This window comes from Comamonas testosteroni (genome assembly GCF_014076415.1).
GTDB lineage: Bacteria > Pseudomonadota > Gammaproteobacteria > Burkholderiales > Burkholderiaceae_C > Comamonas > Comamonas testosteroni_F.
Genome location: NZ_CP043568.1, coordinates 4,424,929 through 4,446,589 on the forward strand (window position 1 = coordinate 4,424,929; position 21,661 = coordinate 4,446,589).

Here is a 21,661-nt window from a genome sequence, read left to right on the forward strand (position 1 = left end):
CTCACTTTGCCGCAGCCATGGCAGAGGCCGGGCCGCCGCGCCTTCTGGCCGGACGGCGCGCCCAGAGGCGTAGCACGCTGCGGCGCACACGGTCCAGCAGCACATAGACCACGGGCGTGGTGTAGAGCGTGAGCAACTGGCTCAGCAGCAGGCCGCCCACGATCGCAATGCCCAGGGGCTGGCGCAGCTCGGCACCATCGCCCCGGCCCAGGGCCAGGGGCAGCGCACCGAACAGGGCCGCCATGGTGGTCATCAGTATGGGACGCAGGCGCAGGTGGCAGGCCCGATAGATGGCCTGGGCCGCCGTGGCATGACCGCCTTTCTCGCGCTCCAGCGCGAAGTCGATCATCATGATGGCGTTCTTCTTGACCAGTCCGATCAGCAGGATCACGCCGATGAAGGCGATCAGCGAGAACTCGGTCTTGAACCACATCAGCGCCAGCAGCGCCCCCACACCTGCCGAGGGCAAGGTGGACAGAATCGTCAGCGGGTGAACCAGGTTCTCGTAGAGGATACCCAGCACCAGATAGATGGTGAGGATGGCTGCGAGAATCAGCAGGGGCTGGCCCGCCAGCGCCTGCTGGAAGGCACCGGCCGAGCCGCTGAAGCTGCCGCGGATGGATACCGGAACGCCCAGCTCCAGCATGGCATTGCGGATCGCGTCATTGGCCTGCGACAGCGAGACATTGGGCGCCAGGTTGTAGCTCACGGTGCTGGCCGGCGTGCCGCTCTGGTGCTGCACGGACAGTGGCGTGGTCGAGGTGGTGATCCTGGCAAAGGCCGTCAGCGGAATCTGCTGGCCCGCGCTGTTGACGAAGAAGAAGCCGCGCAGCGTCTCCGGGCTCTGCAGATACTGGGACGAGGCCGTCATCACCACGCGGTACTGGTTGAGCGGGTTGTAGATCACGCCCACCTGGCGCTGGCCAAAGGCATCGTTGAGCGTGTTGTCGATCTGCGCCACCGTCAGGCCCAGACGCGTGGCCTGGTCGCGGTCTATGACCAGCTTGGTCTGCATGCCGTTGTCCTGCACATCGCTGTTGACATCGGTCAGCTCCGGCAGCGTGGACAGCACCTGACGGATGCGCGGCTCCCACAGGCGCAGCTCGGCCGTATCGTCGGCCTGCAGCGTGTACTGATAGGAGGACATGCTCTGGCGCCCGCCGATGCGCACATCGCTCTGCGTCATCATGAACAGGCGCGCACCGGGTTCGTCCTTGAGCTTTTCACGCAGGCGGTTGATGACCTCGTCGCTGGACACCTTGCGCTCGGCCATGGGCTTGAGCGACATGAACATATTGGCCGCATTGGCCTGACCGCCGCCGGTAAAGCCGGTCACATATTCCACGGCCGGGTCCTGCTGCACCACATCGAGAAAACGCTTGATGCGGCGCTCCATGGCCTGAAAGGACGTGGACTGGTCGGCACGGATGAAGCCCATGACGCGGCCCGTGTCCTCGCTGGGCATGAAGCCCTTGTCTATGGTCTGGTAGAGATGGATGTTGAGGCCGATGACCGCCACCAGACTGAGCAGCACCACGGGCTGGTGGCGCAGCCCCCAGGCCAGGGTGTGACGGTAAAGCGCCGTCACGCGCGCCTCGAAGCGATCCATGGCCAGCGAGACGCGCAGCCAGAAGGCATCCCAGCGGCGCGTGAACGGGCGCCGGGCACGTTCGACGCGGCGGCGCTCCTCGTCAGCAGGCGTGCGCAGCAAGGCCGCACACATCATGGGCGTGGTGGTCAGCGAGATGATCATGGAAACCAGAATCGCTGCCGACATGACCACGGCGAATTCACGAAAGAAGCGCCCCACGATGCCGGCCATGAACAAAATGGGCACGAACACTGCGATCAGCGACAGACTCATGGAGACCACGGTGAAGCCGATCTCGCGCGCGCCTTCGATGGCCGCCTGCATCGCGGACTTGCCGCGCTCCATGTGGCGCATCACGTTCTCCAGCACCACGATGGCATCGTCCACCACAAAGCCTGCGGCCACCGTCAACGCCATCAGCGAGAGGTTGTCCAGCGTGTAGCCGCACAGGTACATGATGCCGAAGGTGCCCATCAGCGAGGCGGGCACGGCCACGGCCGGAATCAACGTGGCGCGCAGCCGGCGCAGAAAGACGAACACCACCATGATGACCAGCGCTATCGAAATCAGCAGCGCGTTCTGCACCTCCTTGACCGAGGCGCGCAGCGTGGGCGTGCGGTCCGAGATCACCGTGACATCGATGGCCGGGTTGATCGACGCCCTGAGCTGGGGCAGCATGGCGCGCACCTTGTCCACGGCCTGCAGGATGTTGGCGTCGGGCTGCTTGAACACCTGCAGCAGCACGGCGGGCTTGCCATTCATCACGCCGTAGTTGCGAATGTCCTGCACGGAGTCGGTGACATCGGCCACATCGGACAGCCGCACCGCATTGCCGTTGTTCCAGCGCAGCACCAGCGGCGCGTATTCGGCGGCAGTGCGGGCCTGGTCGTTGGTCGCCACCTGCCAGTAGTGGTCTTCACGCTCCACGGCGCCCAGGGGGCGGTTGGCATTGGTGGCGGTGATGGCCGTGCGCACCGCATCCAGCGATACGCCATTGGCGGCCAGACGCACCGGATCCAGCTCCACACGCACGGCCGGCAGCGCACCGCCATTGATCGAAGCCTGGCCCACGCCTTCCACCTGGGCCAGCTTCTGTGCCAGCACCGTGGAGGCCGCGTCATACATCTGGCCGCGCGTGAGGGAGTCCGAAGTCAGCGCCAGAATCATGATGGGCGCGTCGGCCGGGTTGACCTTGCGATAGGTCGGGTTGCCCGGCATGCCCGAAGGCAGCAGCGTGCGCGCCGCATTGATGGCGGCCTGCACGTCATGGGCGGCGCTGTCCACCGTGCGCGTCAGATCGAACTGCAGCGTGATGCGCGTGCTACCCATGCTGGAGCTGGACGTCATCTCGTTGACGCCGGCAATCGCGCCCAGGGCGCGCTCCAGCGGCGTGGCCACGGTGGCCGCCATGGTGTCCGGCGCCGCGCCGGGCAGGCTGGCGGTCACCGAAATCGTCGGATAGTCCACCTGCGGCAGCGGCGCCACAGGCAGCAGAAAATAGGCCACGCCGCCCACCAGGGCCATGCCTATGGTCAGCAGCAGGGTTGCAATGGGCCGGAAGATGAAGGGCGTGGAGATGCTCATGGACGCGCCCCGCTCTGGCCGCCATCGCCTGCCTCGCCCATGACTTCGGCCTCGGAGTGCGGCACCTGCTTGACGGCCGGCAGGCCGCGCCGGGTGCGCCAGCCCTCGGCCCAGTTTTCAAAGGTCAGATAGATCACCGGCGTGGTAAACAGGGTCAGCAGCTGGCTCAGCAGCAGGCCGCCCACCAGGGTCACGCCCAGCGGCTGACGCAGCTCGCTGCCCACGCCGGTTCCCAGCATCATGGGCAGCGCGCTCAGCAGGGCAGCCAGCGTGGTCATGAGAATCGGGCGGAAGCGCAGCAGACAGGCCTGGTAGATGGCGTCGCGCGCGTTCATGCCCTCCTCGCGCTGGGCGTCCAACGCGAAGTCGATCATCATGATGGCGTTCTTCTTGACGATGCCGATCAGCAAGATGATGCCGATGATGGCGATGATGTCCAGATCCAGCCCCGCCACCAGCAAGGCCAGCAGCGCCCCCACGCCCGCCGACGGCAGGGTGGAGAGAATCGTGATCGGGTGAATCGTGCTCTCGTAGAGCACGCCCAGCACGATGTACATGGTGATGATGGCGGCCAGCACCAGCAGCAGGGTATTGGACAGCGAGGCCTGGAAGGCCAGCGCCGCACCCTGGAACTGCGAATCCACCGACAGCGGGATCTGCCCTTCGTCGCGCAGCTGCCCGATGACGGCTTGTGCCGCTTCAACCGCATGGCCCAGCGACACGCCGGATGCGGTGTTGAACGAAATCGTAGCCGCAGGCAACTGCCCCACATGGTTGACGGCCAGTGCCATCGGACGCTCGCTCACCGTGGCAATCGAAGACAGCGGCACCGGCGCTCCGTTGCTCGATGCGGCATAGATGTTCTGCAAGGCCTCAGGCCCGATCTTGAACTGCGGCGCCACCTCCAGCACCACCCGGTACTGGTTGGATTGCGTGAAGATGGTGGAGATCAGGCGCTGGCCGAAAGCGTTGTAGAGGGCCGAGTCCACCGACGAGACCGTCACGCCGAGGCGGCTGGCCTGGGCCCGGTCGATCTGCACATAGGCCTGACGGCCCTGGTTCTGCAGATCGCTGCTCACATCCAGCAACTGGGGCAGTTGCTGCAGGCGCTCCACCAAAATCCTGGTACTGGCCGTGAGCTGGTTCATGTCCGGCGAGGAAAGCAGCAGCTGGTACTGGGTGCGGGCCTGGCGGTCCTCTATCGTCAGGTCCTGCACGGGCAGGGCATAGAGGCGGATGCCGGGCACAGCCAGGGAGTCTTCGGCCAGTCGATTGAGCACCACGGGCAGGCGGTCGCGCTGGGCATGCGGCTTGAGGTCGATCTGGATGCGGCCGGTATTGAGCGTGGTATTGGTGCCGTCGACACCGATGAACGAGGAGATGGAGGCCACGGCCGGGTCCTTGAGCAAATGCTCGGCCAGCGCCTGCTGGCGCTCTGCCATGGCGGCAAAGGAGATGGACTGGTCGGCCTCGGTGGTCGCGGCAATCGTGCCCGTATCCTGCTCGGGGAAGAAGCCCTTGGGCACGACGAAGTACAGCAGCACCGTGACCAGCAGCGTGGCGATGAACACCAGCCATGTCAGCTTGCTGTGATCCAGCACCCAGGTCAGCATGCGGCCGTATTCGGCAATCACCTTGTCGAAAAAGCGCGCGACCGCAGCGCCGAAGCCCTTGGACTCGGCCTTTTTCTTCTCGGCCTCTGGCTGGTGGCGCAGCAGGCGCGCGCACAGCATGGGGGTGAGCGTGAGCGAAACCACGGCCGAGATCAGAATCGCCACCGTCATGGTGATGGCGAATTCGTGGAACAGACGGCCCACCACATCCCCCATGAACAGCAGCGGAATCAGCACCGCGACCAGGGAGATGGTCAGCGAGATGATGGTGAAGCCGATCTGCTTGGCGCCCTTGAGCGCGGCCTGCATGGGCGGCTCGCCCTTTTCCACATAGCGGGCGATGTTCTCGATCATCACGATGGCATCGTCCACCACAAAGCCCGTGGCAATGGTCAGGGCCATCAGCGTGAGATTGTTGATGGAAAAGCCTGCCAGATACATGACGCCGAAGGTGCCTATCAGCGACAGCGGCACCGCCACGCTGGGAATCAACGTGGCCGATGCGCTGCGCAGGAACAGGAAGATCACCATCACCACCAGAGCGATGGCCAGGGCCAGCTCGAACTGCATGTCCTTGACCGAGGCGCGAATGGTCACGGTGCGGTCGGTAAGCACCTGCACGTCGATGGAGGCGGGCAGGGTCTCCTTGAGCTGGGGCAGCAGGTTCTTGATGGCATCGACGGTGTCGATCACGTTCGCGCCGGGCTGGCGACGGATATTGAGAATCACGGCCGACTTGGAGCCAGTCTCGGGTGTGCCCGACCAGGCGGCCAGACGCGTGTTCTCGGCGTCGTCCACAGTCTGCGCCACATCGGACAGGCGCACGGGATTGCCGTTCTTGAAGGCGATGATGAGGTTGCGGTACTCGGCCGCCGACTGCATCTGGTCGTTGGCATCGATGGTCGACGCGCGGTTGGGGCCGTCAAAGCTGCCCTTGGCGGTCTTGACGTTGGCCGCCGAGATGGCGGTGCGCACATCGTCCAGGGTCATGCCGAAGCTGGCCAGCGCTGCCGGGTTGGCCTGGATGCGCACGGCCGGACGGCGCGCACCGGCAATGGCCACCAGGCCCACGCCCTTGACCTGGGAGAGCTTGGGCGCCAGGCGGTTCTCCACCAGGTCGTTGATCTTGATGACGGGCAGCGAAGGCGAGCTGATGGCCAGCGTCAGCACCGGCGCATCGGCCGGGTTGACCTTGCTGTAGAGCGGGGGCATGGGCAGATCGCTGGGCAGCAGATTGGTGCCCGCGTTGATGGCGGCCTGCACCTGCTGCTCGGCCACATCCATGGACATATCGAGCGCAAAGCGCAGGCTGATGACCGATGCGCCGCCCGAGCTTGTCGAGGACATCTGGTCCAGGCCCGGCATCTGGCCGAACTGGCGCTCCAGCGGTGCCGTGACGTTGGAGGTCATCACATCGGGGCTGGCCCCCGGATACAAGGTAGTGACCTGAATCGTGGGGTAATCCACCTCGGGCAGGGCCGAGATGGGCAGCAGGCGGTAGGCAAGAATGCCCGAGATCAGCACCGCCACCATCAGCAAGCTGGTGGCGATGGGCCTGAGAATGAAGAGGCGCGAGAGATTCATAATGGCCGCAGGCTCTGGCTATGCTCAGCGCGCCGCGCCGCTGGTCTCAGCCTTGCCGCCTGCTTCGCGCTCGGCGCGCAGCTTCTGGAAGAAAGCGCGGCGCTCTTCGGGCGACAGGGCCTCCAGCTTGGCGCGCTGCTCGGGAGTCAGCTGGGGACGGTCACCCCGGCCCTCGGATCTTTCCGTGCGAGCCTCACCGCCTTCACCACGCTCGGCGCCGGCCTGGGGCCTGGCCTCGTTCCCAGCTGCAGGCTTGGCATCCGGCTTGGCTTCTGCCTTGGGGTCCGGCTTGGAGGGACTGCCCTGCGCCTCGCGCGGCTGATCGCCACGGGCGTCCGTGCCACGCGGTCCCTGGCCGGGACCTGCATTGCCGCCATTGGCACCGCGCTCGGCGCGCAGCTTCTGGAAGAACTCCTTGCGTTCCTCGGGCGTCATCTTGGAGACTTTTTCACGCTGCTCGGGACTGAGGTTGCGCATCATCCCGCGCGGCTGGTTGGCGGCATCCTGCACGGCCTGGTCGACCTTCTTGACTTTTTCCGAGTCCACCACCGTCACCTGAGCACCTTCGCGCAGACGGTCGATGCCGTCGGTCACCACCTTGTCGCCCGGCTCCAGCTCGCCGCGTACGCTGACATAGTCGCCGTCCGTCACCCCCACGGTGATCTTGCGCTGCGTGACCGTGTTGTCGGGCTTGACCAGATAGACGAAATTGTTTTGCACGGCATTCGCGGGCACGACCAGCGCCTGATCGATCTGGCGCAGCTGCAGCTTGACGTTGACGAACTGATTCGCGAACAGCTTGCGCTCGGCGTTGTCGAACGAGGCCTTGACCTTGACCGTGCCCGTGGTCGTGTCGATGGTGTTGTCCAGCGCATTGAGCTGGCCCTTGGCCAGCATCTGCTTTTGCTCGCGGTCCCAGAGTTCGACGGGCATGAGCTTGCCCTCGCGCAATTGCTGGGCCAGCATACCGACATGGGCCTCGGGGATGGAGAAAACAGCGTCGATGGGGCGAATCTGGGAGATCGTCACCAGTCCGTTGGCATCGGAAGGATTGACCACGTTGCCGAGGTCGGCCTGGCGCAGACCCAGGCGGCCCGAGATGGGAGCCGTGATCCTGGTATAGCTCAGCTGCAGCTTGGCCGCATCGACCTGCCCCTGATCGGCCGCCACCGTGCCCTGCAGCTGGCGCACCAGTGCGGCCTGGGTATCGACCTGCTGGCGGGCAATCGAGTCCTGTGCCTGCAGCTCCTTGTAGCGCTGCAGATCCAGCTGCGCATTCTTGAGCTGGGCCTGATCGCGTGCCAGAGAGCCCTGCACCTGCGCCAGCGAGGCGGCAAAACTGCGCGAGTCGATCTCGGCAAGCAACTGACCGGCCTTGACTTCGTCACCTTCCTTGAAGTGCAGCTTGAGCAGCTCGCCCGAGACCTTGGCACGCACCACAGCCGTGGCACGTGCATTCATGGTGCCGATGGCGCTGACGAGCACGCGCATATCACGCTGCTCCACCACACCTACGCTCACAGGCTGAGCCTGGCTCATGCCACCGGGGCCTCCAGGCCCCATGCGACCATTGCGCCCGGCACGTGCACCGGGCCCGCCCGCTCCCTGTTTAGGAGCTGTAGCCGAAGACGTATCGCCGCTTGCACCTTGCTTTTGCGCATACCACCAATAGCCACCGCCAGCGGCTGTCAGGGCGATCACCACCGTGGCAAGCAGTGCGGGCCGGACCTTGCCCAGCTGTAGAAAATGGCGGTTGGGGTACTGATTGGATGTGCTGGACATGGTTGAGCGCAGGAATTTGGAGCCTGAATTGGCGCCAATGGTATCCAGTTGCAATCAAACCCCGGGTCAGGCAGCGCCGGCTTTGCCAGCATTTACCCCCGCTTTACCTCGGGTTTACCTGCTGAAGTTCCGCATTCGGAGACTTAAACAGTGCTGACTTTCATAGCCGCAATGATCGCCTTGGCAGGCCTCATGCTTGGAAGCTGCTGACACTGCCGTTGTTGCGTCCGCCATGCGGCGCAAGGAATCCGGCTCCTAGGAGAAACCCATATGACCACCGAACGTCTGACCAATCACCCCGAAGAAGCCGCCGTGCGCGTGCCGCTGGAGCTGTACATGCGCGGCCATGCCGAAGACAAGGCCGAGCATATGCGCGCAGCCTTCATGCCCACGGCACGGCTCGAATCCGTGCGTGAAGGCCCTCTGACATCCTGGGACCTGGACTTCTACTGCCAGCGCTTCAAGAACACGCCCGCCGCCGACGAAGCCACCCGTCGCCGCGTCATCGACTCTCTGGACATCGTGGGCACGGCCGCCATGGCCAAGGTAACGCTCTACCATGGTGCCGTGACCTTTACCGACTACTTTGTGCTGCTCAAGACCGAGCAGGGCTGGAAGATTGCCAACAAGGCTTTCCACGCCCAGCCTCAGTAAGGTTTGGCCATCTGCACCCAGCCCCTGGCCTCAGGCTCAGGGGCTTTTTTCATGCACTGGTCAGCGAGTCAGCAGCCAGAGCGCGCCCAGCACGATGACAGCCCCCAGGCCCCAGGCCCAGACGGGGATGCCTGACGATTCGCGCGGCGGCGCCGAGGGCGTAGCGTCCAGCGGGGCGTAGCTGGTGGAGGCCGCGTCGTGCTCCCAGGAGCGTGTATCCAGCTCCTCCGCAACGCCTTCGTCTTCGGGCGGCTCGCTCGGGTAGCGCTGCTGCATCAAGGCTTCGAAGCGTGCAAAGAAGTCCTCCGCCATGCTCTTGGCCGCGCCGTCGATCAGGCGCTGGCCCAACTGGGCAATCTTGCCACCGACCTGGGCCTGAACCTCGTACTGCAGCTCGCAATGCCCTGCATCGGTGGGCGTCAGATCGACCTTGGCCTGGCCCTTGCCAAAGCCGGCCACACCGCCCTGCCCTTCAAAGGCGATCGTGTAGCTCTTGGGCGGCTGCACATCCGACAGCGTGACCCGGCCATTGAACTTGGCCGATACCGGACCGATCTTCACGGACATGATCACGGCATAGGAGCCATCGCCTGCATCCTCGAACTTCTCGCAGCCGGCCAGGCATTGCTGCAAGGTTTGCGGATCGTTGAGCGCCTCCCAGGCCTGCTGCTGGCTCACGGCAAGAGGACGGCTGGCATGCATTTCCATGGTGTTCTCCTTTTCAATCTCGGTGCGGCAGCTGCAGCAGCTTCGCCAGGTGGGCAGCCAGTTGCTGCAATGACTGCAGGTTGTGCACGGCCAGCATGGCATGGCTGTGACGATGCAGCACCTGCGCGCCTTTGGCCAGCGGGGCATACCCGTCAAAGCGCAACAAGGGGTTGAGCCAGACAATGCGCGCACTGTGCCGCGCCAGCCGTTGCAGCTCCCGCTCCAGCAGCGCACTGTCGCCTGTATCCAGCCCGTCGCTAACCAGCAGCACCAGGGTGCGCCTGCCCACCAGATGGCGCGCTCCCTGCCGGCGCAGCTGTGCCAGGCATTCCCCAAGGCAGGTGCCGCCGCCGAAGTCGTCGATGTCATGATTGAGCTGGGCCAGCATGGCATCGGGGTCGCTGTGGGCAAAAGCCCGGTCCAGCTCCTGCAGGCCGGTTCCCATGCTGTAGACATGGCGGCGCAGCTGCGGATAGCGCCGGGGGCTGGTGGCCTGGTGCAGAAATGCCAGCAGCAGACGCACATAGCGCTCCATGGAGCCCGATACATCGACCAGCGCCAGCCAGGGCATGGGCAGCCGCTTGCGCCTGCGCCATTTGAGTCTTGCCAGCTCGCCGCCCGTGGCTGCCGCAGCCTTCAGGCTGGCGGGCCAGTGCACACGCAGCCCCGAAGCGCGCAGCTCGCTTCTTCGACTGCGATAGCTGGGCAGCGGCAGGCGGATATCGCGCACCAGCTGCTGCACCAGGCGGTACTCGCTGGCACTGAGCTGGTTGAAGTCCGCATGCTGCAGCCTGTGCCGGTCGCTGGCCGACATGGCGGCATCCAGCGCCAGCTCCTCGCTCGCGGGCTTTTGCCGTGCGGCGCGAATCGCCGACAAGGCCTCCTGCACACGCGGCCTGTGACGCGGCCTGGCCGCCTCCGGCGCCCCCGGCAGCAACTGGCTCAGCAACTGCTGGGCCACCTCGGGATTGCGAAAGTAAGCCGCAAACAGCTCGCGAAAGACCGCCAGGTCCTGTTCGCGCGAAACCAGCACGGCTTCCAGTGCGGCGGCCACGTCCTCCCGGCTCATGCCCACCAGCATCAGGCTTTGCTGGGCCAGGGCCAGGCGCTCAGCATCCACCGCCAGCCCCGCGCGGCGCAGCGCGCGGCCAAACCCCAGCAGATTGATGGGCAGCTTGCCGCTGCGCACGTCCCCCCACCAGCTCACGCTTGCGGGCCGCGCTGGCGACTGCGCCTGCAGCTCAGGCTGTGGCATCGGGCTCCAGCAATTGCTGCAGACGCTCTGGCGTGAGCGCCGCCACGTCTTCGCGCTGCTTGAATAGAATGCCCGCCGTCTCGTGCACCAGCTCGGGGTCTATGACCAGGGTGTCGAGTGCCACCAGCGCCTTGGCCCACTCCACGCTTTCAGCAATGCCGGGCGTGCGCTCGAACGCATCGGCAAACGGGCGGCTGCGCAGCCGGTTCACAAAGCGGGCGATCTGTTCGGTCAACGCGGCCCCGGCTTCGGGCACCTTGGACTGGACAATGGCCAGCTCTCGCTCGCGCTCGGGATAGTCCAGCCAGTGATAGAGGCAGCGGCGCTTGACCGCATCATGCAGATCGCGCGTGCGATTGCTGGTAAGAATGGTGACGGGCGGCACCTGGGCCCTGACGACCCCGAGCTCGGGAATGCTGACCTGGTACTCCCCCAGATACTCGAGCAAAAAGGCCTCGAAAGGCTCGTCGGCCCGGTCCACCTCGTCAATCAGCAGCACCGCGCCGGGCGCGGGGGTCTGCAGGGCCTGCAGCAGAGGACGGCGCACCAGATAGCGCGGCTGATAGACCTCCTGCTCGACAGCCTCCAGCTCCGTCGCACCACGCAGCTCGGCCGCGCGCAGATGCAGCAGCTGCGCCGCGTAATTCCACTCATACAGTGCTTCACGCTGCTCCAGGCCGTCATAGCACTGCAGCCGGATCAGTTGCCGCTCCAGCACCCGGGACAGCGCCTGGGCCAGCGAGGTCTTGCCAACGCCCGGCTCGCCCTCCAGCAGCAGGGGGCGTTGGAGCCTGAGAGCCAGAAACACGGCCGTAGCCAGACGCCGGTCCGCGAAATAGCCAACCTCCTGCAAGGCGGCCAACAGCCCATCCACCGACTCCAAAGCGCGGTTTACTTCAGTATTCATAGCATCCTGCGCTTTACTTATAGGGATAAAACCACTTTCTCTTCAAGAATCACTCCTCTCAAAAAAACACTGCAGCAAAGGAACAGCGAGCGAGGGCCTATGCCGACCACCCGCCCGCCCGTAGCGGGGGTTCCCTCCCTCGCCCTGGCGCACAGCGCCCGGCCAGCGAGGCGGGGCCGCCAAAGAGCGGCCACTCCGACGAAGCCGCTCAGGGAGAGAGCAGCTGATCCACCGCCCGCTGCGTCAGAACGCTGATCAGTTGCGCCCGGTAGCGCGCACTCGCGTGCAGATCGCTGTTGAGTTCGCTGTCGTCGATCGGCACCGCAGCGGCTGCTGCGGAAGTGAAGCTCTGATTGAGCGCAGCTTCCAGCTCCGCATGTCGGAAGACCGACAGCCCCGCACCTGTCACAGCCACGCGCACGCCCTGCGCCGTCTGCGCCACAAACACGCCCACCAGCGCAAAGCGCGACGCGGGCTGCTTGAACTTGATATAGGCCGCCGTCCTGGGCACCGGGAAGCGCACAGCCTTGATCAACTCGCCCTCTTCCAGTGCCGTGGTGTACATGCCCTGAAAGAAGTCGTCTGCCGCAATCTCGCGCCAGCTCGTGACCACCGTGGCACCCAGCCCCAGCACCGCGCAGGGATAGCAGGCCGCAGGGTCGTTGTTGGCCAGCGAGCCGCCAATCGTGCCGCGCGCCCGCACCTGGCGGTCGCCGATACCGCCGGCCAACTCGGCCAGGGCGGGAATCGCGGCCTGCACCTCGCGGCTGGCGGCGACATCGGCATGACGGGTCATGGCGCCGATCTCGACCTGATCGCCGCCGACTCGGATTCCCGCCAGGCCATCGACCTGATTGAGATCCACAATCGCGCCGGGCTGGGCCAGGCGCAGCTTCATGGAAGGAATCAGGCTCTGGCCGCCGGCCAGAAACTGACCGCTGGCAACGCTCACCTCATCCAGCGTCCGGGGATTGGAGTAACTGAAGGCATACATATGTGTTGTCCTCTCTTCCTCTCAGTCGGGTGTGTTCAGGCAGCGGTCAGGGGCGTGCGGCATCGATGGCTTCCCACACGCGGTGCGGGCTGGCAGGCATGTCCAGATCCTTGACACCCAGCGAATGCAGGGCATCGAGCACGGCGTTGATCACGGCCGGCGGCGAACCTATGGCCCCGGCCTCGCCGCAGCCCTTGGTACCCAGCGGGTTATGGGTGCAGGGCGTGCAGACCGTACCCAGCTTGAAATCGGGCAGATCGTCGGCGCGGGGCATGGCGTAGTCCATGAAGCTACCGGTCAGCAACTGCCCCGAGTCACGGTCGTAGACGCAGTTTTCCAGCAGCGCCTGACCTATGCCCTGGGCCAGTCCGCCATGGACCTGGCCCTCCACGATCATCGGGTTGATGATGGTGCCGAAGTCATCCACGGCACTGAAGCGGTCGACACGCACCACGCCCGTGGCCGGGTCGACCTCGACCTCGCAGATATAGGTGCCGGCCGGAAAGGTGAAGTTGGTGGGATCGTAGAAAGCGGTCTCGTCCAGCCCGGGCTCCAGCTTGTCCAGCGGATAGTTGTGCGGCACATAGGCCGTCAGCGCAATCTGGGCGAACGGCAGCTTTCTGTCGGTGCCGCGCACCGTGAACTCGCCTCCCGCGAAATCGATGTCGGCATCGCTGGCCTCCATCAGGTGGGCGGCGATCTTCTTGGCCTTGGCCTCGATCTTGTCCAGCGCCTTCATGATCGCCGCGCCCCCCACGCTGATGGAGCGCGAGCCATAGGTTCCCATGCCAAAGGGCACGCGGCCCGTATCGCCGTGGACGATCTCTACATGCTCGACGGGAATGCCCAGCCGGGCCGCCACCACCTGGGCAAAAGTCGTCTCATGCCCCTGACCGTGGCTGTGCGAACCCGTGAACACCGTCACGCTGCCCGTGGGATGGACGCGCACCTCGCCACACTCGAACAGACCGGCACGCGCGCCCAGTGCCCCGGCAATATTGCTGGGAGCCAGACCACAGGCCTCGATATAGCTGCTGTAGCCCAGGCCACGCTTGAGGCCTTTGGCCTCGCTGGCGGCACGCCGCGCCGCAAAGCCCGCCACATCGGCCAGTTGCTCGGCCTGATCCATGCAGGCCTTGTAGTCACCAATGTCGTACTGAAGCGCCACCGGCGTCTGATAGGGAAAGCTGGTGATGAAGTTGCGGCGCCGGATCTCGGCCTGCGACAGATTCATCTCCCAGGCACAGCGACTGACCAGACGCTCAAGCAGATAAGTGGCCTCGGGGCGGCCTGCGCCCCGGTAGGCATCCACGGGCGAGGTGTTGGTGAACCAGGCATCGACCTCGATATGGATTTGCGGCGTGGTGTATTGGCCCGCCAGCAAGGTTGCATAAAGAATGGTGGGCACTGCGCTGGCGAAAGTGGACAGATAGGCGCCCAGATTCGCATCGGTGTGCACACGCATGGCGAGGAACTTGCCGTCGGCATCCATGGCCATCTCGGCATGGCTGACATGGTCGCGGCCATGCGCATCGGTCAGGAAGGATTCGCTGCGATCGGCCGTCCACTTGATATTGCGGTTGAGCTTTTTGGCGGCCCAGGTCAGGCAGACATCCTCGGCATACAGAAAGATCTTGGAGCCGAAGCCGCCGCCCACATCGGGCGCAATCACACGCACCTTGCTCTCGGGCAGGCCCATGACGAAAGCCGTCATCAGCAGCCGCTCCACGTGCGGGTTCTGGTTGGCCACGTACAGTGTGTACTCGTCCATGGCGCGGTTGTAGCTGCCTATGGCAACGCGCGGCTCCATGGCATTGGGGATCAGACGGTTGTTGACCAGATCCAGCCGGGTCACATGGGCGGCGCCGGCAAACACCGCATCCACTGCTGCCTTGTCGCCAATCGCCCACTGGTAGCAACGGTTGTCGGGAGCGATATCGTGGACCACGGCGCCGGGCTTTTTGCCGCCCGCCGCATCGGCCACATTCACGACGGCAGGCAGCACCTCATAGTCGACCTCCACCAACTCGGCCGCATCGCGCGCCTGCTGCAGGGTCTCCGCGACCACCATGGCCACCTGGTCGCCCACATAGCGCACGGTATCGAGGGCCAGTATCGGGTGCGGTGGCTCCTTCATGGGCTCGCCATTGGTGCTGGTGATCAACCAGCCACAGGGCAGGCCGTTGATGCCGGCTGCCGCCACATCGGCGCCCGTGAGCACACCGATCACGCCCACCGCTGCCTTGGCTGCATCGATGTTGACACTGCGCAGCCTGGCATGGGCATGGGGCGAGCGCACAAATACCGCATAGGCTTGTGCGCCCATCGTGATGTCGTCCGTGTACTGGCCAGCGCCGGTCAGAAAGCGATCATCCTCGCGGCGCAGAACGGCTTCGCCGATATGCGGCAGCTTGGAAAAGTCAGATGCACCCATGGTGTGTCTCCTCTTCTAGTTGTGATGCGCAGCTCAGGTGGCGCTCATGCCGTCGCGACCCGCCTTGACGGCGGCGACGATGTTCTGGTAGCCCGTGCAGCGGCAGATATTGCCTTCGAGCAGTTCGCGGATCTCGGCATCGGTGGCGCCGGGCTTCTGGCGGCACAGATCCACCGCACTCATCACCATGCCGGGCGTGCAGAAGCCGCACTGCAGGCCATGGCACTGCTTGAAGGCCGCCTGCATGGGATGCATGGTGCCGTCGGCGGCGGCCATGCCCTCTATGGTCTGCACCTCCGCACCCTGGGCCTGCACGGCCAGCATGGTGCAGGACTTGATGGCCTTGCCATCGACCAGCACCGTGCAGGCTCCGCACTGGCTGGTATCGCAGCCCACATGGGTTCCCGTCAGGCGCAGCTGTTCACGCAGCGCCTGCACCAGCAAGGTATTGGGGGGGACGTCAATGCTGGCCGCGCGGCCATTGACCGTGAACTGAACATTCATCGTGATGCCTCCTGCCTATATCCGAAGAATTGGGTAACAAAGCACAACCGCACTCTCTATGGTGGGCAGTTACCGCGATGCAAGGCGCTAGGGTTGACCCCCAAGCCAGGCGAAACACGCACAGATATTCTCAAAATGAAACACTGTCCGGAGTCCGCATGCCGCCCGCCAGCCTCGCCACATCCGCGCAAGCCGCAGCCCGTCCAGGTGCACGCGACTCACTGCTTGTCCTAGCCAGGCAGCAGTTGCTGGCGATGGACTCGTCCCATTCGCTGGCACCGTCTGGCCTGGCTCCCTGGCTCTGGCGCTCGTGGCAGCGCTGCGTGGCGCAGGGCCGTCATCCCGCGCAAACCGTGGAGTTCGAGGCCGTCGGACCTCACGCGCTGCGCCACGCCCAGGACAAGCACCAGCTGCTGCTGCAGGCCGCACGCCCGGTCATGACACAACTGGTCGCGGCCGTGGGCGCCATGCGCTACTTCTGCCTGCTGACCGATGCCCTGGGACTGACACTGGAAGTGCAAGGCCCCGTCGACCACAGCGATCTGCGCGCGCTGGCCGTAGGCCGTGTCGGCGTGGACCTGTCCGAGCGCGGCGTGGGCACCTCGGCCATAGGCGCGGCACTGGCCGAACTCGGCCCGGTATGGCTGCACAGACAAGAGCATTTTTTTGACGATCTGCGCGACTACAGCTGCGCAGGTGCTCCGGTATTCGGCCCTCAGGGCGAATGCCTGGGCATGCTGGACATCACCGGCATCGATGTCCCCGAGCGCCCCGAGCTGCTGCTGCTGGCGCTGCGCTGTGCACGCGCCATCGAAGATCGTTTGCTGCGGGCCCTGCCTCATACCCTGCTGCTGCGCGTGAACTGGCCAGGCGGGCCGCTGGGCCAGGAAGGCGAAGGCCTGATGGCATTTGATGCCGAAGGCCGGCTGCTGGGCAGCAATACCGTGGCCAGGCAACTGGTGCCACGTCCTCTGCAAGCTCCCGGGGAGGACTCGCTCATCCAGAGCCATGAGCTGCTGGCCCTGCCCTGGAGTCATCTGATCGAGCACGCACGCCGGCGGCCCGAGGCGCCGCTGCAACTGCCGCTGTGGTCCGGTCTGCGCCTGCTGGCACTGGCACAGGCCGGCCCCCTGCTGCGCGCTCCAGCCATGACGGGTTCCGGCGCAATCTGCCGGGGAACATCTGCCAATGCCATGGCCACGCCGCTGCGCACCAGCGAGCTGCTGCTGATTCAGCAGGCCATGCAGGAAGCTCACGGAAATGTAACCGTGGCAGCCCGCAATCTGGGATTGAGCCGGGCCACGCTCTATCGCCGGCTGGCCAGCAAATAAAAGGTGGTGAACCCAATTGATGCAGTGTGGCTCTCTACGGATTTGCCCTAGTTCCGGTGTGAAACACCCTCGACGACAGCAGGCGCACACTACCAAGCAAGCCCATGACAAACCCAAAATACCTCAATAAAACAATCATCTAAGCTGCACCAGCCATGCACTTCCAGCTATCGTACGCATAGCAAGCACAACTGACGCTCGGGCGCCACATTTGCGTGCGCATTTGTAAAAAACACTATACCTGCGTCCGTAGAATCTCCAGTTTGGTTCAAAAACTCAGATCGCCCTGAGGCTTACCAGCCCCAACAGCGCGACGCATACACAGCCTACTTTTTGGAGACACCATGCAGGCTTTACTCGCCCTGTCCAGGGCTATCGACAGGCTCAACGCCTTTGTCGGCAAATATTCCATCTGGCTGATATTTGCCGCCACCTTCATCAGCGCCGCCAACGCCATTGTTCGCAAGGCCTTTGACACCAGCTCCAATGCCTTTCTGGAAGTCCAGTGGTATCTGTTCGCATGGTCATTTCTGATTGCTGCGGGCTACACCCTGCTGCATCGCGAGCATGTGCGCATCGACGTGATCAACAGCCGTCTGTCCAAAAAGGCCCAGGTCTGGATCGACATCATCGGCTTTGCCTTCTTTCTCACCCCGCTGTGCCTGACCATTCTGTGGCTGAGCATGCCGGTGGTGATTCAGATGTACCAGTCCGGCGAAATGTCGGGCAACCCCGGCGGGCTGATCCGCTGGCCCGTATGGACGGCGATTCCTGTGGGCATCACCTTGCTGTTGCTGCAGGGCATCTCCGAACTGATCAAGCGCATTGCCTTCCTGACCGGTGACGGCCCCGACCCCATGGGCAAGCTCAGCGACAAGAGCGCCGAGGAAGAACTGGCCGAGGCCCTGCGTGCCGAAGCCGATCGCAAGCAGGCTGAGGCGCTGGCCGCCCAGGCCAAGGCATAACGGTAGCGGGAGACAATCGATGGAATTTATCGCTACCAACTACGCCCCCATCATGTTTGCGGGGCTGATCTGCTTTCTGCTGCTGGGATTTCCCGTGGCCTTCAGCCTGGGTGCAGCAGGCCTGGCCTTCGGCTTTCTGGGCATCGAACTGGGGGTCTTCCCTTCATCCGTGATGGCCTGGCTGCCCCAGCGCCTGATCGGCATCATGGCCAACGACACCTTGCTGGCCGTTCCCTTTTTCACCTTGATGGGCCTGATTCTCGAACGCTCAGGCATGGCAGAGGACCTGCTTGACACAGTCGGCCAGGTGTTCGGCCCCATCCGCGGCGGCCTGGCGCTGGCCGTGATCTTTGTGGGTGCACTGCTGGCCGCCACCACCGGCGTGGTTGCTGCTTCGGTGATCTCCATGGGCCTGATCTCTCTGCCCATCATGCTGCGCTATGGCTATGACCGTCGCCTGTCCTCCGGCGTGATTGCAGCCTCGGGCACGCTGGCACAGATCATCCCGCCCTCGCTGGTACTGATTCTGATGGCCGACCAGTTGGGCAAGAGCGTGGGCGATATGTACAAGGGCGCCTTCATTCCTGGCTTCATGCTCATGGGCCTGTATGTGCTGTGGGTGGTGATTCTGGCCATCTTCAAGCCCAAGATGGTGCCTGCCCTGCCTGTGGAGGCACGCATCTATCGCGAAGCCAATGGCAACGGCGGCTATACCTCGCTGGCCGTGGTCATGGGCATCTCGACCATCGTGGCCATCTTCCTGGCCAATCACATGGCCGACCTGCACACCTGGTGGCAGGGCAAGGAAGTGCTGGATGTACCCACTGACGAGAAAATCGTCACCGCCATGTGCGGCGGCACATTCATCGCCTTCGTGATCGCCTCGCTCAACCGGGTCCTCAAGCTGGGCCTGCTGTCCAAGCTGGCCGAGCGCGTGACCTTTGTGCTGATCCCTCCGCTGCTGCTGATCTTCCTGGTGCTGGGCACCATTTTCCTGGGCATTGCGACTCCCACCGAAGGCGGCGCCATGGGAGCCATGGCGGCACTGATCATGGGTTTTGCCCGCCGACGCCTGAACATGGACCTGCTCAAGCAGGCCCTGGCCTCGACCACCAAGCTGGCAAGCTTCGTGATGTTCATCATGATAGGCGCCACGACCTTCAGCCTGGTATTCCAGGCCGCCGACGGCCCCAAGTGGGTGGAGCATCTGCTGACCAGCCTGCCCGGCGGCCAGGTGGGCTTTCTGATCGTGGTCAACATCATGATCTTCTTCCTGGCCTTCTTCCTCGACTACTTTGAGCTCTCGTTCATCGTGGTGCCGCTGCTGGGGCCCGTGGCCGAGAAGATGGGCATCGACCTGATCTGGTTCGGCGTGCTGCTGGCCGTGAACATGCAGACCTCGTTCATGCATCCGCCCTTCGGCTTTGCACTGTTCTTCCTGCGCTCGGTTGCGCCAGACAAGCAATACGTCGACAAGGTCACGCACAAGGTCATCGAGCCCGTCACCACCATGCAGATCTACAAGGGTGCCATACCCTTTGTGCTGATTCAGCTGGTGATGGTGGGTGTGCTCATCGCCTTCCCCGGCATCGTGACCGGCGCGCTCGACAAACCGGTGGTCGTGGACATGAACAAGGTGGGTGACGAGATGCTCAACCAGCTCAACGATGCTGGCGGCGGCTATGGCGCAGACAACCCCTTCGGGGCCCCTGAGGGCGGCGAAGAAGGCTCTGCAGTACCCGCAGCCCCTGCCGAGGGCAGCCAGCCTGCCCCGGCCGCACCCGATGCGGGCGGCTATGGCTCGGATGATCCGGCCAAGGCCTTGCAGGATTCACTGAACGCAGCTCCTGCGAGCAAGTAAACCGGCGCCCCTTCGTTGATACAGCCCCGTCTCGCCAGAGCCGGGGCTTTTTTCATTGAGCAGAGATTGCCGAGTGATAGATTTGCTGCTTTCCCAGGAAACCGACATGACCATCGCCGAATTGCTGACGGCCATCCGTCAACCATACGCAGACCTGCTGTCACAGGCAGCCAATGCTCAGGACTCATATGTGGAGCCGGCCTATCGCAACAGCGATGGAACGCTGGCCACCGAAGGTGCATGGAATCTGCCCTGCCGTGTCGATGCCATCCCCGTATCGGAAGACAGCGCAAAACCTGTACAAGTGGATTCACAGACACGGCTCGAGTTCGAACCCATTCATTTCCGCATCGGTAATTCCGCAGTGGAGCTGCAGCCCTTTGTCTGGGACTGGCTGTCGCTGGAAGTGCAGGGTCTGGCGGAAGAGAAGGCCTCCAAGGCGCTCATCGACTGGTTCAACGACTGGTTTGATGGGGACGATGAGAACGAGCCGGATGAGGCGGGGCTGCAGCAAGTCGTTCACTTCATGTCAGACCCGCAAGCCCTTGCAGGAGGAGTGAAAGCAACCATAGACCTTGGCTCTGCACCTGTCGAAGCCCTGGAGGATTTACTGTTTGCGCTGTCCGACGCAGGAGCCGCTCAACTCAGGCTCGCATAATTTCGGACGCATGCAAAAAAACCGCAGCAAGCTGCGGTTTTTTTGCAGCCAGCGCATGGCGCTGGCAGTCTTGAGGCCGACCGAAATCAGATCTTGGCAGTCGCCATGTACTGATTGAAGGGATACTCGGAGAAGCGGTTCCACAGAATCTGGTCACGCTGGAAGGCACGCATGTCCTGGTGGATCTTCTTGAATTCGGGCGACTTGGCTTCGTGCTCGGCAAACACTTCCATGGAGGCCTTGAAGCCGGCGTCCATCAAGGGCTTGGGGAACATCTTGAGCTGGGTCTTGTTGGCCACCAGGCGCTTGATGGCCTGAGGATTCAGCACCTGGTACTTGCTGGTCATGTCGGCGGCAGCCACGCGGGTTGCAGCGTCCAGGATCGCCTTGTTCTCGGGCGACAGCGCGTTGTACTTCTTGATGTTGATGAAGAACTCCAGCTCGGCAGAGCCTTCCCACCAGCCTGGGTAGTAGTAGTAAGGCGCAACCTTGTTGAAGCCCAGCTTCTCATCGTCGTAGGGACCGACGAATTCCACGGCGTCCAGCGTACCCTTTTCCAGAGCCTGGTAAACATCGCCAGCAGGCATGTTCTGCGCAACCACGCCCAGCTTGGCCATGGCCTCGCCGAACACGCCGCCGCCCAGACGCATCTTCAGACCCTTGAGGTCTTCCACGGTCTTGATTTCCTTGCGGTACCAGCCACCCATCTGGGTCGTGGTGTTGCCGGCCGATGCGGTCTTGAAGTTGTACTTGGCAAAGAAGGCATCAAGGAGCTTGCGGCCGTTGCCATGATCCTTCCAGCCGTTCATCTGCAGTGCGGTCAGGCCGAAGGGCACGGCGCAGCTGAAGGCGAAGACGGGATCCTTGCCGGTGAAGTAGTAGGCAGCGGTCTGTGCCATGTCAATGGTATCGCCCTGCAGCGCATCCACCACACCGAAAGCAGGCATCAGCTCGCCAGCGGGGTGCACCGAAATCTCGAACTTGCCGCCCGACATGGCCTTGACCAGTTGCGACAGCTTTTCAGCACTGCCGAAGATGGTGTCCAGCGACTTGGGAAAGCTGGAGGCCAGACGCCAGCGCACAGCGGCCTGGGCGTGAACAGCAGGTGCTGCACCCGCGGCCAGCACGCCGGCGATACCGGCATTTTTCAGAATGGAACGACGATCCACTTTAGTCTCCTTGAGGAACGAATTGAGCTGATACAGACCACTGATCTATGCCAGCTTGTTTTATGCA

15 protein-coding genes are annotated in these 21,661 nt (G+C 63.8%); 5 read left to right on the forward strand and 10 right to left on the reverse strand.

All coding sequences use genetic code 11. The annotated features are described in order from the left end of the window. Window position 1: 1 nt before the first annotated feature. From F0P97_RS20350 to F0P97_RS20360, 3 genes are read right to left on the reverse strand one after another with little or no spacing between them, the layout of a single operon-like run. Window positions 2-3,175, reverse strand: a complete 3,174-nt coding sequence (locus F0P97_RS20350) for an efflux RND transporter permease subunit (RefSeq protein WP_182283719.1) — start codon at window positions 3,173-3,175, stop codon at window positions 2-4. After that, the gene (locus F0P97_RS20355; protein WP_182283720.1) at window positions 3,172-6,372 is read right to left on the reverse strand and encodes an MdtB/MuxB family multidrug efflux RND transporter permease subunit; all 3,201 of its coding nucleotides are present in this window, start codon (window positions 6,370-6,372) and stop codon (window positions 3,172-3,174) included. Before F0P97_RS20355 ends, F0P97_RS20350 begins: the two co-directional genes overlap by 4 nt. A gap of 24 nt (window positions 6,373-6,396) precedes the next feature. After that, window positions 6,397-8,154, reverse strand: coding sequence for an MdtA/MuxA family multidrug efflux RND transporter periplasmic adaptor subunit (locus F0P97_RS20360; protein ID WP_182283721.1), 1,758 nt, complete (start codon window positions 8,152-8,154; stop codon window positions 6,397-6,399). Between the two features lie 270 nt (window positions 8,155-8,424). Between F0P97_RS20360 and F0P97_RS20365 the strand changes: the two genes are divergently transcribed. Next, window positions 8,425-8,808: a nuclear transport factor 2 family protein gene (locus tag F0P97_RS20365; protein ID WP_043004737.1), complete on the forward strand. Its 384-nt coding sequence runs from the start codon at window positions 8,425-8,427 to the stop codon at window positions 8,806-8,808. Between the two features lie 60 nt (window positions 8,809-8,868). Here F0P97_RS20365 and F0P97_RS20370 read toward each other — a convergent pair whose 3' ends face one another. The 6 genes from F0P97_RS20370 to F0P97_RS20395 form a co-directional block, all read right to left on the reverse strand. Further along, window positions 8,869-9,516, reverse strand: a complete 648-nt coding sequence (locus F0P97_RS20370) for a CoxG family protein (protein WP_182283722.1) — start codon at window positions 9,514-9,516, stop codon at window positions 8,869-8,871. Between the two features lie 13 nt (window positions 9,517-9,529). After that, entirely contained in the window at window positions 9,530-10,771 is a 1,242-nt protein-coding gene (locus F0P97_RS20375) for a vWA domain-containing protein (protein WP_182283723.1), read from the reverse strand. Beyond that, complete coding sequence (locus tag F0P97_RS20380; protein WP_182283724.1) at window positions 10,758-11,678, reverse strand: AAA family ATPase; 921 nt, start codon at window positions 11,676-11,678, stop codon at window positions 10,758-10,760. The genes F0P97_RS20375 and F0P97_RS20380 overlap by 14 nt, the downstream gene beginning before the upstream one ends. A 208-nt stretch (window positions 11,679-11,886) precedes the next feature. After that, on the reverse strand, window positions 11,887-12,672 hold the full coding sequence (locus F0P97_RS20385) for an FAD binding domain-containing protein (RefSeq protein WP_182283725.1): 786 nt from the start codon (window positions 12,670-12,672) through the stop codon (window positions 11,887-11,889). Between the two features lie 46 nt (window positions 12,673-12,718). Beyond that, window positions 12,719-15,106, reverse strand: a complete 2,388-nt coding sequence (locus tag F0P97_RS20390; protein WP_182283726.1) for a xanthine dehydrogenase family protein molybdopterin-binding subunit — start codon at window positions 15,104-15,106, stop codon at window positions 12,719-12,721. A gap of 33 nt (window positions 15,107-15,139) precedes the next feature. Then, complete coding sequence (locus F0P97_RS20395) at window positions 15,140-15,610, reverse strand: (2Fe-2S)-binding protein (RefSeq protein WP_182283727.1); 471 nt, start codon at window positions 15,608-15,610, stop codon at window positions 15,140-15,142. Between the two features lie 158 nt (window positions 15,611-15,768). On the opposite strand from F0P97_RS20395, the gene F0P97_RS20400 reads away from it, so the two are divergent. The 4 genes from F0P97_RS20400 to F0P97_RS20415 all read left to right on the forward strand — a co-directional run bounded on the left by F0P97_RS20400 (window position 15,769) and on the right by F0P97_RS20415 (window position 20,425). After that, window positions 15,769-16,941 (forward strand): helix-turn-helix domain-containing protein, encoded by a 1,173-nt coding sequence (locus tag F0P97_RS20400; protein WP_182283728.1) that lies wholly within the window; start codon window positions 15,769-15,771, stop codon window positions 16,939-16,941. Between the two features lie 344 nt (window positions 16,942-17,285). Then, the gene (locus F0P97_RS20405) at window positions 17,286-17,906 is read left to right on the forward strand and encodes a TRAP transporter small permease subunit (protein WP_003069181.1); all 621 of its coding nucleotides are present in this window, start codon (window positions 17,286-17,288) and stop codon (window positions 17,904-17,906) included. A 19-nt stretch (window positions 17,907-17,925) separates the two neighbouring features. Beyond that, window positions 17,926-19,767, forward strand: coding sequence for a TRAP transporter large permease (locus tag F0P97_RS20410; RefSeq protein WP_182283729.1), 1,842 nt, complete (start codon window positions 17,926-17,928; stop codon window positions 19,765-19,767). A gap of 106 nt (window positions 19,768-19,873) precedes the next feature. Continuing rightward, on the forward strand, window positions 19,874-20,425 hold the full coding sequence (locus tag F0P97_RS20415) for a hypothetical protein (RefSeq protein WP_182283730.1): 552 nt from the start codon (window positions 19,874-19,876) through the stop codon (window positions 20,423-20,425). 86 nt (window positions 20,426-20,511) lie between these two features. Here the strand turns inward: F0P97_RS20415 and F0P97_RS20420 are convergent, their stop codons facing one another. Beyond that, entirely contained in the window at window positions 20,512-21,594 is a 1,083-nt protein-coding gene (locus F0P97_RS20420; protein WP_182283731.1) for a TRAP transporter substrate-binding protein, read from the reverse strand. Between the last annotated feature and the right edge of the window lie 67 nt (window positions 21,595-21,661).

Bases quoted from the DNA above. Each gene is read 5' to 3' on its own strand.
- F0P97_RS20350 (WP_182283719.1), bottom strand. From the start codon at position 3,175: ATGAGCATCTCCACGCCCTTCATCTTCCGGCCCATTGCAACCCTGCTG.
- F0P97_RS20355 (WP_182283720.1), bottom strand. From the start codon at position 6,372: ATGAATCTCTCGCGCCTCTTCATTCTCAGGCCCATCGCCACCAGCTTG.
- F0P97_RS20360 (WP_182283721.1), bottom strand. From the start codon at position 8,154: ATGTCCAGCACATCCAATCAGTACCCCAACCGCCATTTTCTACAGCTG.
- F0P97_RS20365 (WP_043004737.1), top strand. From the start codon at position 8,425: ATGACCACCGAACGTCTGACCAATCACCCCGAAGAAGCCGCCGTGCGC.
- F0P97_RS20370 (WP_182283722.1), bottom strand. From the start codon at position 9,516: ATGGAAATGCATGCCAGCCGTCCTCTTGCCGTGAGCCAGCAGCAGGCC.
- F0P97_RS20375 (WP_182283723.1), bottom strand. From the start codon at position 10,771: ATGCCACAGCCTGAGCTGCAGGCGCAGTCGCCAGCGCGGCCCGCAAGC.
- F0P97_RS20380 (WP_182283724.1), bottom strand. From the start codon at position 11,678: ATGAATACTGAAGTAAACCGCGCTTTGGAGTCGGTGGATGGGCTGTTG.
- F0P97_RS20385 (WP_182283725.1), bottom strand. From the start codon at position 12,672: ATGTATGCCTTCAGTTACTCCAATCCCCGGACGCTGGATGAGGTGAGC.
- F0P97_RS20390 (WP_182283726.1), bottom strand. From the start codon at position 15,106: ATGGGTGCATCTGACTTTTCCAAGCTGCCGCATATCGGCGAAGCCGTT.
- F0P97_RS20395 (WP_182283727.1), bottom strand. From the start codon at position 15,610: ATGAATGTTCAGTTCACGGTCAATGGCCGCGCGGCCAGCATTGACGTC.
- F0P97_RS20400 (WP_182283728.1), top strand. From the start codon at position 15,769: ATGCCGCCCGCCAGCCTCGCCACATCCGCGCAAGCCGCAGCCCGTCCA.
- F0P97_RS20405 (WP_003069181.1), top strand. From the start codon at position 17,286: ATGCAGGCTTTACTCGCCCTGTCCAGGGCTATCGACAGGCTCAACGCC.
- F0P97_RS20410 (WP_182283729.1), top strand. From the start codon at position 17,926: ATGGAATTTATCGCTACCAACTACGCCCCCATCATGTTTGCGGGGCTG.
- F0P97_RS20415 (WP_182283730.1), top strand. From the start codon at position 19,874: ATGACCATCGCCGAATTGCTGACGGCCATCCGTCAACCATACGCAGAC.